The sequence below is a fragment of the Shewanella sp. MEBiC00475 genome (assembly GCF_005234075.1).
Taxonomy (GTDB): domain Bacteria; phylum Pseudomonadota; class Gammaproteobacteria; order Enterobacterales; family Shewanellaceae; genus Shewanella; species Shewanella polaris.
In genome coordinates this window covers 3,931,765-3,946,056 of the sequence record NZ_CP039928.1, presented here as the reverse complement: position 1 = coordinate 3,946,056, position 14,292 = coordinate 3,931,765, and the positions used below count along the sequence as shown (strand labels likewise).

Here is a 14,292-nt window from a genome sequence, read left to right as displayed (position 1 = left end):
TTAGGTTTAAATTTTGGGTACAAAGCTGGAGGTGTTTTCAAGATAGTTAAAAAACCACTGAATAACCACGCCAAATTCAGGTACAAGTACAGAATCCTGCCACCATTTAGTGTCAGGGAATGCCGTAAAAGCATCCATAAAAAACAGTAATGCGCTAACAATTAACGCGCCACGAATGGCTCCAAAACACAGGCCTAAAACACGGTCTGTGCCCGATAAACCAGTTTTATCGACTAACTGGCCTAACAAATAATTAGCTAATGCCCCTAGGATCAGGGTAATGATAAAAAGAATGGCAATCGCCACACCGTTTCTGACTAACTCGTCCTGCATTTGAGTTAAATGAGCAGCAAGATCGAGATAAAACTGGCTAGCGATAAAGAAAGCGGCAAACCAAACCACAAGAGACATGGCTTCTTTGGCAAACCCACGGATCAAACTAATAATAGTTGATAATCCAATGACAATAATTATTGCGTAATCAATCCAAACCATAAAGATGGGGATCCGGTATAGGGTTCAAGACGGCGGGATTCTAACAGAGACAGAGATGTTTCTCACCTCCGATTGTACAAATTATTCTTGCGTGATTTAGAACAATCAAATTGTAAATATTTATCACGCACGTAAACTGCCGTCTAAACAGGTTATTGTTCTTGAGGATTATAGGCTACGATTTTGCCTTTTAACCCCGTTAATTTTAATATAGGTTGTTGACGAGCTTTAAGTTTTTCTTCTGACACTTCTGGGCCAACAAACACACGTGTTAATTTACCTTCAACAGGGGTTTTAGGCAGTGTATAAGCGTTAAATCCTGCTTTTCTAAGCTGAATAATCAAAGCTTTCACATTAGTTACATTATTAAAACCGCCCAACTGCAGTGTAAAACCAGCGGTAACGGGAGATTTAGTTTTACTGGCATTTTGTGTCTCAGGTTTTTTCACTGTCGAAATGGCTGAAGCGGACTGTTGAACTACTTGGCTACCCTCTTTTTTGGGTTTATCTTCGCCTAATGCCACGATATCGTTGCTAATATCTTGTGGCTCAGCAATCGTTAGTACTTGGAATTCTTCCACTGAATCGTCGGTATTGCCCGACTTGGCCCCATTTGAAGAACTTGACTGAACTGGACGTAAAGGAATTTCAGTGAATTCCTCGACCACCTGTGTTTTTTTTCCGTCGAGTAAATCAGGTAAAAAAATCACCCCTAAGGCTGCTAATACAATGGTGCCCACCAAACGATTTTGAAATTGACGATTCAAAGCTAATTCCCTTTTTCAACGAAATGACGTTAATGATGGTTTGTACAACCAACGTCTGACATAAATAATGTTTATAAAGATTTAAATCCTGCCACAGTATAAAAAGATCCAAATACAATGACCACATCATTAGCATTTACGGTAGCTTGTATTGCTTGCCATGCGCTACTGATGTCAGTAAATTCGCTGACATGTTGACGGCAATCGTCATTAGGCAGTGCTTGACACAATGCTTGTGCTGATGCGCCGCGAGGATTATTTAAACTCACCATGTTCCAATGACTAACTTGTGCGGCCAATGTGGCCAGTACCGACTTAATGTCTTTATCCTTAAGCATGCCACATAAGGCTATAATACGACGACCTTTATACGCCTTCAATTGCTGCGATAAATATCTTGCAGCATGCGGATTATGTGCGACATCCAATAATACTAATGGTTGCTCACTCACCTGCTCTAATCGCCCGGCAAGTTGAGCTTGTTGTAAACCTTGGTTAATGTGCCGTTGGCTTATATGTGGCCAAATATGACTTAACAGCGCGACAACACTTGCAGCGTTAGCGAGTGGTAACCTTGGCACAGCTAAATCAGTATAAGACTGTTGCGTTGATTCAAAGTGCCATAATGCTGGTTGATTCTGGTCTTTATGGTAATGAAACTCATGACCAACACGATACAAAGACGTATGGATCTGATCCGCATATTCAGTCACGCTCATGGGTAAGTCTGGTTCACCAATAATAGCGACACAATTGGGGCGGAATACCCCTGCTTTTTCTCTACCAACCAGTTCTCGGGTATCACCTAAATATTCTTGGTGATCAAGATCGATAGAGGTCAAGATAGTGGCAGTGGAGTCAATCATATTGGTGGCATCTAATCGACCACCTAAACCCACTTCAAGAATAATCACATCGACTTTAGCAGCTTTAAACAAATATAAGCCTGCGAGTGTCGCATATTCAAAAAAGGTTAATGAAATATCACCTCGAACCGTTTCAATAGCACTAAATGCCTCAATTAGAGAGTCATCACTGGCATCTTGTTGATTAATCTGTACTCGTTCATTGTACTGCAATAAATGAGGTGAGCTGTAAACACCAACAGATAAGTCGGCCTGGCGTAAAATAGCGGCAAGCATTGCACAGGTAGTACCTTTGCCATTGGTACCCGCAACGGTAATCACTTTAGCTGGAGCCAAATCGATCACGTCAATACGCTTGGCTACGGCGCTAACTCGCGTTAGGCCCATATCAATTTCGCTAGGATGAATTGCCAGTAAATAATCAAGCCATTGATGTAAACTTGATTGTTGATTGGGTACCGTCATTTTAGACTCGATTGACATAATTCATTACCCTTTGACTTAGGCAAACCTTACAAGGTATTGCAACAACATAACGTTCATTTTGCATCTCAATAAATACGATACAAAGCATCTTAATCGAGCATAAACAAGGGACCGAGACTTAACTTAGGTAATTGAAAGTGCTCTGGGTAAGTCACATCAACCAAATACAAGCCGTTCGGTTTAGCTGTGGCTGCTGCTTGTTTGCGATTTTTTACTGCCAAGAGTTGTGTTATCCACTCGATAGATTGATTGCCTAAACCGATTTGAAGCAGTGAACCGACAATATTACGTACCATATGATGTAAAAATGCATTAGCTTGAATATCTACCATCACATACATGCCTTGGCGAGTCACATTGACTTGATGCACGTTTCTAATGGGGGTATTAGCTTGGCAATGCAAAGCTCTAAAAGTGGTAAAGTCATGTTCACCGACTAAAAGCTGTGCAGCTTGATGCATCAAGGTTTCATCAATAACGCCGTGATAATGACTTACACCAGCACTTAAAATGCCTGGTCGCAGTTTATGATTATAAATAACATAGCGATAGCGTCTTGCTGTAGCACTATATCGAGCATGAAAACTATCATCGACTTCTTTTGCCCACCGTACCGCTACGCTGTCTGGTAAATTAGCATTTACACCTTGGGTCCAAGCCGTTATTGGACGCTGAACATTGGTGTCAAAATGAACCACCTGCCCTGTACCATGCACACCCGTATCAGTCCGTCCGGCACATAATACTTTTATAGGTTCATTAGCCACAAAACTTAAGGCTTTTTCAATCTGGGCTTGCACTGAATCGACATCGAGTTGGCGCTGCCACCCATAAAAACTACTACCATCATATTCAACACCTAACGCGACCCGCATGCCTATATCCCCTCGTAAATAATCGCGCGCAGTTTACCACAAAAAAACGGCGCATGTATCTGCGCCGTTTGCTTTTATATGGTTAACATAAGCTTATATTTTACTTATGTAGCATCAATTGTTCCAATTAATTGACAGAGCTAATAGACCTAGTTAACTGAAGCTTTCCAGTAAACTTTTGGCCTCTAGTTTCTGTCGTTCATTGCCGTCCATTCGCACTTCTTTTAACAATGCTCTGGCACTGTCTTGATCTTCAATTTCAATATAGGCTCTAGCTAAATCGAGCTTGGCATTAACAGAGTTTTCTTCATCATCCACATCGACCATATCGGGATTGCCCATAAGCGAATTGGCTGATCCCATATCGATATTAACATCTTTATATTGATCCGTTTTATCGTCATTCTCATCAGCGTCATTTAATAGTTTATCGATATCAATGTAACCATTTTCACGCTCAAAACGCATCAAGTCATCATCAGTGGTTTTAGATTCAACTGATTGACTTTGCTCATTTTTCTCCAATTCAGCCAACGCTTCATCGACGGTTAGATTATCATCACTAAGGATATAACCGTCTTCAGAAGTAAAGTCATCATCATTGTCGTCTTTTAATGACTGTGAAAATGCCGCCAGTAAATCATCATCACTCACCTCTGGTTTATCGGTTTTTTGCTCTTCTGTTGCATACTCCGCAGCATTAAGTAAATCCGATTCCCAATCTAATAATTCAGGCTTAGGTTTACTTGATTTTAGGTCATTAAAAAAGCCTGAAACTTTATTGGCTTTTTGTTGCGCTGTAGGCGAAACAGTATCATCACCGTCCATTTTTGACAGTAAAACATCAAGGCCATCATCGGCTTCAAATGCCGTAGTTTCTGGTATTTCTTCTGAATCTTGAACTACTTCAATATCATCTTTTTGAGTTAAATTGTTATCAGTAAGATATTCGTCAAATTCAGCCAATAACTCGTTATCGTTGATTGGCTCATCAACCATAAGAGCTGTTTCGGCATCGGATGTTAATGAAGCTTGCTCATCATCACTATCTTCTTTAAAACTTGCCAATAACGTTTTCATATCCTCATCAAGCAACTCATCATCTGATATTGACTCTTCAGTAGATAGAGCATCTTCTGGTTCTGCAATGATTGGATCTTGTTGTGGGACAATATCTTGAGCTGTTACTTCAGGCTCAACCACTGTCTGGTTAAGGTCTGCTAATAATGCATCAATGTCTTCATCACAAGTGTCACTGTCATCGACATCAATAGCACCTGCATCATTTAATTCAGCGGTAATTTGTGCTTGTACTGAGTCGCGCTCAGGGTCGCTTGTTTCAGATGCAACAACAGGCTGGTTGAGATCCGCTAATAATGCATCTATGTCTTCGTCGCTGGTGTCACTTTCATCAATCGCATCAGCAACATCTTCATCATCTAATTCTGCAGCAATTTGTGCTTGTACTGAGTCGCGCTCAGGGTCGCTTGTTTCAGATGCAACAACAGGCTGGTTGAGATCCGCTAATAATGCATCTATGTCTTCGTCGCTGGTGTCACTTTCATCAATCGCATCAGCAACATCTTCATCATTTAATTCTGCAGCAATTTGTGCTTGCACTGAGTCGCGGTCAAAGTCGCTTGTTTCAGGCTCAACCACTGGCTGGTTAAGGTCCGCTAATAATGCATCAATGTCTTCGTCGCTAGTGTCACTGTCATCAATAGCATCAGCAACATCTTCATCATTTAATTCAGCCGCAATTTGTGCTGCTATGTCATCATCTTCAGTGTCTTGAAGCTCATCACTGGATGAATGATCACTTGATTTTACGAATATTGACTCAATAATAGGCTCATTTAAGTTAGCCAATAGTACATCTATATCTTCATCACTTGATTCATCATCTTGTGCGTCATCATTGGTATCATCTTGCAACTCAGCAGCAATCAATGCAGCTATATCGTCATCACTGTCAATGGAATCACTCGTTACAGGCGCAACTTCCGCATCATCAGCATTATCATCGTTGGTCGCTGCCAAGCCCACAAGAACATCATCTATGTCTTCGTCATACCCTGCTGGCATATCAAACTCAGCTAACAATGAGTCAACATCATCATCCACATTTGAGTTATCTACTTTAACAGCCTCGTCAGCTGTAGCAGGTTCATCGACAACAGTATTTGCTGATTCTGCAGGCATATCGAATTCGGCGAGCAATGAGTCAATATCATCTTCTGCGCTTGAACTATCGGCTTTAACGGGTTCATCGACTAGGGTATTTGCTGATTCTGCAGGCATATCGAATTCGGCGAGCAATGAGTCAATATCATCTTCTGCGCTTGAACTATCGCCTTTAACGGGTTCATCGACAACAGTATCAGCAGATTCTGCCGGCATATCGAATTCGGCGAGCAATGAGTCAATATCATCTTCTGTGCTTGAACTATCGGCTTTAACGGATTCATCGACTAGGGTATTAGCTGATTCTGCAGGCATATCGAATTCGGCGAGCAATGAGTCAATATCATCTTCTGCGTTTGAACTATCGGCTTTAACGGATTCATCGACAACAGTATCAGCAGATTCTGCCGGCATATCGAATTCGGCTAGCAACGAGTCAATATCATCTTCTGCTGAGGCATCTATGTCATCGGCATCATCTTTGCTATCAACATCCAAATCTGCCAACAAACTGTCTAAATCATCTTCCGGTGCGGTAGAGCTTATGGTTGCAGCGGGTTGATCATCTAATCCATCCAATAAATGGTCTAGATCATCGTCATCTTCTAACGGTTCAAGTTCTGAATCTTGATCATCCATGGCCTCAGCCCATAAATCATCTAATGAAGTGCCTTCATCATCTTCGATTTCTTTTTCACTAATAAACATCTCTGATGCCATATCCATCTCGGCATCACTACTCATTTGGGCTTCAGGCTGTAAATCAACGCTATCTAAATCCAATAAATCATCAATTGACTCTTCATCATCCGAATCTAAATGAACCACAATATCTTCAGCGTCATCATCAACTGTTGAAGTAGTCGATTGTTGTTCTGGTTGAATTTCTGATTTTATTTCTGCCTGTTGAGTCTTTTTATTGCGGCGGCTGAGTAACCAGAAAATAAAGCCGAATAACATAAGCAGCGGAATTGATGCGGCGAGGATTAACAAAATGGTGTTATCCATTAAGCTGCGCCAAAAATCAGTGGGTTCTTCTACAAGAGTTTCGACGTTTTCAGCTTGATAAGTAAGGTTTTCATTTTCTAAGGTTAAACCTTCATATTTCTCACGTAATAGCTGTAAATCTTCTTCAAGTGACGAGATATTCAATGACATTTGTTCAATTTTGTTTTTCAACACTTGATTATCATTGTTGCTAACCATTAATTCATCTTGTGAGCGCGCCAGCTCATCTGTCAACATTAACGTTTTTGCATTGGCTTTATCTAATGTGCTATTAAGCTCGCTGACCACAACATCATTAGCTTCTTTAATGGCTTTGGTTTGTACCGCTACAGCTGGAGTTTTCTGAACTATTTGCAGTGGTTTGCCTACAGTCGGTTTCTTTGCTGTGGTAATTTTAGGAAGTTGAGCTGGTTTACTAATCACAGGAGTAGTTGGCGTTGCTCGATTAACTCTGCGGTCATTTTGCTCTGCACGACGCTTAGCGACGTCATTGGGAATAGCAGCCATTACATCTGCCGAGGGAACTAATAATATCATCCCACGTTCTAATGTATTGTAATTATCACCACTAAACGCATGTGGATTGGCATCAAATAATGCGGCCATTACTTGATAAACACTGACCTTGTCATTCGGCCTGACTTTTTGCGCAATACTCCAAAAGGTATCTCTTACCGTAGTTGGACCATATTGGCGTTTTACTTGTTGTTTTAGCTCACCATTTGGGCCAGTAATTTTCAGTGTTTCTGCCTGTGCAGACTCAATAAGTTGTACACTTGTTAAACCAACAGTGGTGCAGGCAATCAAACCCAAAATATATGAAGTACGCAAAGTCATCAATCCTTCCCTTTTAGCGCTATTGAGTTACCAGCTTGGCAACAGGCTTTAGGCAATTTTTATCGTTAGTATTAAGTCGTTAATTATATCTAATCACATTCATGTTGAGCCCATTTTACAGGCAATGACAATATTATTGATGTTAAAAATGATATATTTACGACTATAAACTAGATTCACCTGACCTGCTACTATTGGGGTCTGTAAAACGAAAAAAGCCTGCTCAGCGCAGGCTTTTTAAACTAAATCGCGTTATTGATTAATATCATTACCCATTTAAAAAATGTAATTAATAATAATCTCTAATCAAAATTTCTGCGATTTGAACACTGTTTAATGCTGCACCTTTACGGATGTTATCGGCAGTAACCCATAAATTTATACCGTGAGAATGCGAAATATCTTTACGAACACGACCAACATAGACCGGGTCGTTACCCGCAGCATCGGTCACAACTGTTGGATATTCGTCGTCACTTTCAAATAACACCACACCTGGTGCATCACGTAAAACAGCTTTAACATCTTCAGCATCAACAGGTTGACGGGTTTCAATATGTATTGCTTCTGAATGTCCATAAAACACAGGTACACGCACAGCCGTTGGATTAACAACGATTTCATCATCGCCAAATATCTTTTGGGTTTCCCACACCATTTTCATTTCTTCTTTGGTGTAGCCATTTTCCATAAACATATCAATTTGAGGCAACACATTAAATGCAATTTGTTTTGGGTAAACTGATGGCTCTGAAGGTAAACCTTGCAATAATTTTGCACATTGGCCCGCTAGTTCTTCAATGGCTTTTTTCCCCGTACCAGATACGGATTGATACGTCGCCACGTTAATACGTGAAATGCCATAAGCATCATAAATAGGCTTTAACGCAACCAACATTTGGATAGTAGAACAATTAGGGTTAGCAATAATATTGCGATTACGGAAATCAGCAATCGCTTCTGGGTTAACTTCAGGTATCACCAAAGGCACGTCTACGTCATATCTAAAATGTGACGTATTATCGATAACAACACAACCGGCTTCACCCGCAATTGGAGCCCATTTGGCAGACACGTCACCACCAGCAGAGAAGAAACCAATTTGCGCTTGAGTCCAATCAAATGTTTCTACGTCAAGAATTTCAACTTGTTTACCATGAAAACTGACCGTTTCGCCAGCACTGCGACTGCTCGCTAATGGAAACAACTTCGCAACCGGGAAATTACGCTGCTCGAGGATCTCAATCATAGTTTGACCCACTGCGCCCGATGCACCTAAAACGACTACATTAAATTCCTGAGACATAATTAACGCTCGACTCCGATTATCCAGTTTGGACAATCAATTTACCTTAGATTGCTTATGCTTTACTAGGGTTAATATGCTAAAAAAGCCTGCTTTGAAGTGATTTTTTCTCAACAGGCTTAAAATACTCAATTTTACCCACAATATCGCTGCTTATTCGAATTGACTACTTTCAGAGTTAACACCCGTGGTTATGAAGTAAACCCCAAAGCCATTAGCATCGATTGGTTAATTGCACCAACTGATAACGATGACGTAACTTGGTTTAACGCAATAGCACTATACTCACGACGGTATGTATGGTTTTTACGCATTAAATCAAATCCTGCAGCGGTTGCAAAACAACCTCTGAAGCTTAAATCATCATCGCGCAAGTCGTAGACTAAACGTGATAATTTCAGTAATTGTCTTTCGTTTAAATCACCTTGACTGGAAATGTGACTAAATTGGAATCTCGGTAACAAGCTCTCCAATGATTTTGCTACTGGTAAATCAAGTAATTCACACCACTTCTGATACAGCATAAACGTGCCACGAGCTTTGCCTTCTAGGCTATAACCAGCAATGTGCGGTGTCGCAAATTCTGCTAACGCCACCAACGCTGCCATGGGTTTAGGTTCACCTTCCCATACATCAAGTACTAACTTTATATCATCACGTTGTTGCTTAACCTTTATTAACGCTTGATTATCAATAACCTCGCCACGACAACAATTTAATAACCACGTATTAGGCTTTAATTGATTGAGTCGCATTTCATCAAATAAATACCAGGTTTTATGCTGCCCCTGTTTCGTAATAGGTACATGTAAACTGATTATATCTGCTTGTTCGATGATAGTGTCGAGTGACACAAACTCACGAGGATCACCTTGCAATGCTTTAATTGGATCGCATAACAATATTTTTAGACCGTAAGCTTGCAAACACTTAGCGGCAGCAGTACCCGTATTACCGGCGCCCACGATACCCACAACTTTACCGGCTAATGATTCACCAAAACGTTGAGCTAACTCCAACATCGCAATAAATGCATATTCACCTACAGCGGTAGCATTACACCCTGGGGCATTAGTGAAATAAATATTGCGAGTTGCCAGATAATCAACATCAACATGATCGGTACCAATCGTCGCACTACCGACAAACTTAAGCTTCTCTGCATTCTCAATTAACGCTGCATTCACTTTAGTCACCGAACGCACCAGCAACACATCAGCATCATTGACTTGTTCTGGGCTCAAAGTTCGGCCATTTACATATTCAATTTGGCCTAAGTCGCCAAATAAGGCTTCAACATAAGGCATATTTTCATCGGCAATTATTTTCATTTTGAGATCTTATTCACTGGCGAAATAAACGATATAACATCGCGATTTATTGGCACTATCTTATACCAAAGCCAGCAAAGGAACGAGGAAAAACGACTTGATGTGGGGAACGGGTGACAAACGATACAAAGGCGAAAACACTTCGTTGATAGGCGCTTGACCACTATTATAACTAAAAACTAAATTTTTATGCCGCCAAGACACTAGGCCTCAAGAATTCTGCTTTTATCGCCCCATTATACTAGTGGTTTAATTTTCTGTGCAAAATTCCATACTTAGGCTTTTTTGTAGATGGTCGAGGGTATACGTCATCTTTTAATGTTAACTTTGCTTCTCCAAGTCTTATTAAAGCATCATCGTTCTGGCTGCGCCACATCACAAGGTACTCTGCTGGAGGTAGCTTAGGGATCTCAAAATAAAAGACAGTAGCAGGATTTTTAGGTACCTGAACATCTAAATTAAGCAAATAACCATCACTATTCTTGATTATAATTGAATGCAAAGTCACAGCGTCATCAAATGTAATTTTTAAAACACTTGCAGGTTCGATAATAAACTCAATAGCCACATCACTATTATCTGAGGGAATATCATTGGCATAAATACTAGTTGTTGCCAACATAGCGAATAACATCATGGTTAAACACTGATAAATTTTCATTTCAACACCTTATCAATTTTACTGAACAAACATCTTTAGACATAAAACTGTATGACTTAATCACTGATAAACCAAACACCTAACATTGCCGTTTCTAACTACGGACTATGCTATTAACGTTAACATAGCGTGCCAGTGTGTATAATTGGTGTAATCCAATATCGACATGGATTGTGCTTACAAACTACAGACAAGGCGCCTAATAACGCCTCTTGTTGGTCCACGGGATGCATAATTTCAAACTTACAAAACTCACGATAACCTTCAACTTGTTCCTTAATATTAAAATGGCTATGCTCGCGGCTAAAACCACAAATGCTACCCAAACTGAAACCTGATAAAAACTCAAGCTCGATCAAGGTATCAACAATATCGTCCTTAATATCATTTTGGGCGATCAGCACTAACAGTTGCTCCGTGATCATCGTCGTTTCTCCAGCCAGTAATAAAGGATTGGTAATAAATAAAGCGTTGTAATGGTTGATGTCAACAAACCTCCAATAACCACAATGGCTAAAGGTTTTTGGATTTCAGCACCAGGACCAGATGCGAAGACTAGCGGCATTAAACCAAACATTGCCGTAGTCGCGGTCATCAAAATAGGTCGTAAACGTCTTGCTGCACCTTGCTCGACTCGCGCCAATAAGCTGCTAAAAACATGTTTGGTCTGCTCGTAATAACTCACCATCACCACACCGTTAAGTACCGCGACGCCGAGTAATGCAATAAAACCAACCGAAGCAGGCACAGATAAATACTCACCTGAAAAATATAAGCTCACAATCCCGCCCATCATAGCAAACGGTACGTTAGCCAAAATCAAACCTGCTTTTGCAAGCGAACCAAAGGTCGTGAATAAAATAAGCGTAATTAATGCAATTGCGACGGGAATTACCAGTAGCAAGTTATTGGTAGCACGTTGTTGATTTTCAAACTCGCCACCAAAACTGACACTGTAACCGCTAGGGAATTTAATCTCTGCACCAATTTTAGCGTTCAGTTCTTCTACAAAACTAACAATATCTCGATCTTGCACGTTAGTTGTAATGACTGAAAAACGGTCACCTTGTTCTCGTTCAATTAAAATAGGACCCTCTTTGTAGTTTAATTGGGCGATATCGGTAAGACGTTTTAACGAATGATCTGGCATCACTAACAACTGATTTTGTAGTTCATTAATGCTACTTAATCCGCCTTGATTATTGGCTATCAATACAGGAGTACGTTTTTTACCTTGTAACACCTCTGTGACAACAACACCTTCAAGTTGGCTCTTTAAATAACGAGCAAACTCCATGGTGCTCATGCCAAAGCCTCGCGCCAGCTCATTGTCTAAGGTTAAATTAATAAATGGACTGCCTTCTATCATGGACATTTTTACATCAACACTGCCACGAGTCCCACTGACAAGCTGTTCAATTTGAGCTGTTAATTGCCCTAACGTATCGATATCAGTGCCAAATACCTTAATTGCCACATCACCAATACTGCCTGTTAGCATTTCAGATACGCGCATCTGGATGGGTTGAGTAAAATTAAAATTTACCCCTGGAAAATTAAGTAGCTCAGTACGAATAGCCTCAATCAATTGCGTCTTATCAGTAAATCGCCACTCATCTCGAGGGGCAAGCTCCAAAAACACATCCGTTTCGTTCAATCCCATAGGGTCTAAACCAATCTCATCAGAGCCTGTTCGAGCGACCATTTGCTTAATTTCTGGAACCTTGTCCAGTAAGGTGGTTTGAATTTGCTTATCTATAGCAATAGAAGCTTCAAGAGAAATAGAAGGTGATTTTTCTAACTGTAAAATAATATCGCCCTCATTCAAGGTGGGCATAAACGTTTTACCAACCAAACTAAACAGCCCTAAACTCACCACTAACAGAGTAAATGCGACAATCATAAAAGGTTTTTTATAAATAAAAGTCCTTTTTAAGCTACTCAAGTAGGCAGCCTTAAGCTTCTCAATAGCCTTGGGCTCTTGCGCCGACTTCTCGTTAACTAAATAAGAGGCAATGACAGGAATAACAGTAAGAGACAACACTAACGCGGATAACATCGCAAACACAATCGTCACAGCCACAGGTGTAAACAATTTGCCCTCTAAGCCTGTTAATGTCAGTAATGGTGAAAATACAATCATCACAATAACAGTGCCAGACACCACAGGAATAGCCACATCTTTGGTCGCACGATAAATAAGATGTAAACGAGGCAAACGTTGCTTGGTGGCAATAAGATTGACCATGTTTTCAACCACCACCACTGAGGAGTCAACCAGCATGCCAATGGCTATCACCAAGCCACCTAGGCTCATAAGATTCGCTGAAAGATTAAAAAGATCCATCATCAAAAAGGTCATTAATGCCGCAAGAGGTAAAGACAACGACACCACTAAAGCCGCTCGCACATTACCTAGAAACAGCGCTAGTAATACAATGACTAACAACACTGCTTCAAATAAGGCACTCGAAATAGTATCTATCGCGGTATTAATTAAATTAGCACGATCATAAAAAACATTGATATCACTGCCTTCTGGTAATGATGTACTAATTTGCGCTAGCTTAGCCTTAATACTGGTAACAACTTGGGCAGTATTGGCATCTTTAAGCGCAATAATTAATGCCTCTGCGGCCTCTTCACCATCTTTTGATACAGCGCCATAACGCGCTAAATGACCAATTTGAATATCAGCCAAATCCATAAGCCTATAAACCTGAGCACCATTAGCTTTTATAACCAACTGTCTAAGTTCATCAATATCATCAACTCGTCCTTCTGAACGCACAATAATGGTATCAGTACCAATCGTTAGCTTACCAGCACCTTCGTTATGATTATTGTCTGTAATAGCTTGTTGCAGATCGGCAAAACTCACTCTAGCTGCCGCCATTGCTGATGGGTTAAGATTAATACTAAAACTCTTAGCATAACCGCCCAAAATATTGACATCTGCCACACCGGCAACAGTACGTAGCAATGGCCTAACTTCCCACTCCAACAACTGACGACGTTCCATCAAAGACAAGTTAGGGTTTTCAAGTGTAAACATAAAAATTTCACTTAAAGGCGTACTCATAGGTGCCACACCACCAGAAACGCCCTCAGGAAAACTATCCCATACTGCAGCTAACCGTTCGCTTACCTGCTGTCTGGCCCAATAGATATCAGTCCCTTCAGTAAAATCTAAAGTAATATCGCTAATGGCATATTTAGTCGTAGAACGTAAAATAGCTTGATTCGGGATCCCCAATAACTCGGTTTCAATCGGCACAGTAATCTGCGCTTCAATTTCTTCTGGAGTCATGCCTGGCGCTTTTATAATAACCTTAACTTGCGTCGGTGAAATATCAGGAAAAGCATCAAGTGGAATAGCAAACCAAGCACGAGTGCCTGCTAACATTAATATCAGCGCAACTATTAGCACAAACAAGCGCTGCGTCAGCGAGAAACGGATCACAGAAGCGAGCATG

General features: G+C 40.6%; 10 protein-coding genes. All 10 read right to left on the bottom strand.

All coding sequences use genetic code 11. The features are described 5' to 3' along the window. Positions 1 to 6: 6 nt before the first annotated feature. Positions 7 to 495, bottom strand: a complete 489-nt coding sequence (locus FCN25_RS17495) for a CvpA family protein (protein WP_137226683.1) — start codon at positions 493 to 495, stop codon at positions 7 to 9. A gap of 152 nt (positions 496 to 647) precedes the next feature. Then, entirely contained in the window at positions 648 to 1,262 is a 615-nt protein-coding gene (locus tag FCN25_RS17490; RefSeq protein ID WP_137226682.1) for an SPOR domain-containing protein, read from the bottom strand. A gap of 71 nt (positions 1,263 to 1,333) precedes the next feature. Next, positions 1,334 to 2,611 (bottom strand): bifunctional tetrahydrofolate synthase/dihydrofolate synthase, encoded by a 1,278-nt coding sequence (gene folC / locus FCN25_RS17485; RefSeq protein WP_137226681.1) that lies wholly within the window; start codon positions 2,609 to 2,611, stop codon positions 1,334 to 1,336. A gap of 92 nt (positions 2,612 to 2,703) precedes the next feature. After that, entirely contained in the window at positions 2,704 to 3,489 is a 786-nt protein-coding gene (gene truA / locus FCN25_RS17480) for a tRNA pseudouridine(38-40) synthase TruA (RefSeq protein WP_137226680.1), read from the bottom strand. A gap of 153 nt (positions 3,490 to 3,642) precedes the next feature. Next, positions 3,643 to 7,518: a FimV/HubP family polar landmark protein gene (locus tag FCN25_RS17475; protein WP_137226679.1), complete on the bottom strand. Its 3,876-nt coding sequence runs from the start codon at positions 7,516 to 7,518 to the stop codon at positions 3,643 to 3,645. Positions 7,519 to 7,807: 289 nt separating this feature from the next. Beyond that, positions 7,808 to 8,824, bottom strand: a complete 1,017-nt coding sequence (locus FCN25_RS17470) for an aspartate-semialdehyde dehydrogenase (RefSeq protein WP_137226678.1) — start codon at positions 8,822 to 8,824, stop codon at positions 7,808 to 7,810. 191 nt (positions 8,825 to 9,015) lie between these two features. Further along, positions 9,016 to 10,131: a 4-phosphoerythronate dehydrogenase gene (locus FCN25_RS17465; RefSeq protein WP_368074090.1), complete on the bottom strand. Its 1,116-nt coding sequence runs from the start codon at positions 10,129 to 10,131 to the stop codon at positions 9,016 to 9,018. Between the two features lie 265 nt (positions 10,132 to 10,396). Further along, on the bottom strand, positions 10,397 to 10,816 hold the full coding sequence (locus tag FCN25_RS17460; RefSeq protein WP_137226676.1) for a copper resistance protein CopC: 420 nt from the start codon (positions 10,814 to 10,816) through the stop codon (positions 10,397 to 10,399). Between the two features lie 119 nt (positions 10,817 to 10,935). Further along, positions 10,936 to 11,241 carry a DUF3240 family protein gene (locus FCN25_RS17455; protein ID WP_137226675.1) on the bottom strand — a complete coding sequence of 102 codons (306 nt, stop codon included), beginning with the start codon at positions 11,239 to 11,241 and terminating at the stop codon, positions 10,936 to 10,938. Continuing rightward, the gene (locus FCN25_RS17450) at positions 11,238 to 14,291 is read right to left on the bottom strand and encodes an efflux RND transporter permease subunit (protein WP_137226674.1); all 3,054 of its coding nucleotides are present in this window, start codon (positions 14,289 to 14,291) and stop codon (positions 11,238 to 11,240) included. The genes FCN25_RS17455 and FCN25_RS17450 overlap by 4 nt, the downstream gene beginning before the upstream one ends. Position 14,292: the final 1 nt, after the last annotated feature.

Excerpts from the sequence above, each read along its gene's own strand:
- folC (WP_137226681.1), bottom strand. The coding sequence starts at position 2,611 with ATGTCAATCGAGTCTAAAATGACGGTACCCAATCAACAATCAAGTTTA.
- FCN25_RS17495 (WP_137226683.1), bottom strand. The coding sequence starts at position 495 with ATGGTTTGGATTGATTACGCAATAATTATTGTCATTGGATTATCAACT.
- FCN25_RS17470 (WP_137226678.1), bottom strand. The coding sequence starts at position 8,824 with ATGTCTCAGGAATTTAATGTAGTCGTTTTAGGTGCATCGGGCGCAGTG.
- FCN25_RS17455 (WP_137226675.1), bottom strand. The coding sequence starts at position 11,241 with ATGATCACGGAGCAACTGTTAGTGCTGATCGCCCAAAATGATATTAAG.
- FCN25_RS17460 (WP_137226676.1), bottom strand. The coding sequence starts at position 10,816 with ATGAAAATTTATCAGTGTTTAACCATGATGTTATTCGCTATGTTGGCA.
- truA (WP_137226680.1), bottom strand. The coding sequence starts at position 3,489 with ATGCGGGTCGCGTTAGGTGTTGAATATGATGGTAGTAGTTTTTATGGG.
- FCN25_RS17475 (WP_137226679.1), bottom strand. The coding sequence starts at position 7,518 with ATGACTTTGCGTACTTCATATATTTTGGGTTTGATTGCCTGCACCACT.
- FCN25_RS17465 (WP_368074090.1), bottom strand. The coding sequence starts at position 10,131 with ATGCCTTATGTTGAAGCCTTATTTGGCGACTTAGGCCAAATTGAATAT.
- FCN25_RS17450 (WP_137226674.1), bottom strand. The coding sequence starts at position 14,291 with ATGCTCGCTTCTGTGATCCGTTTCTCGCTGACGCAGCGCTTGTTTGTG.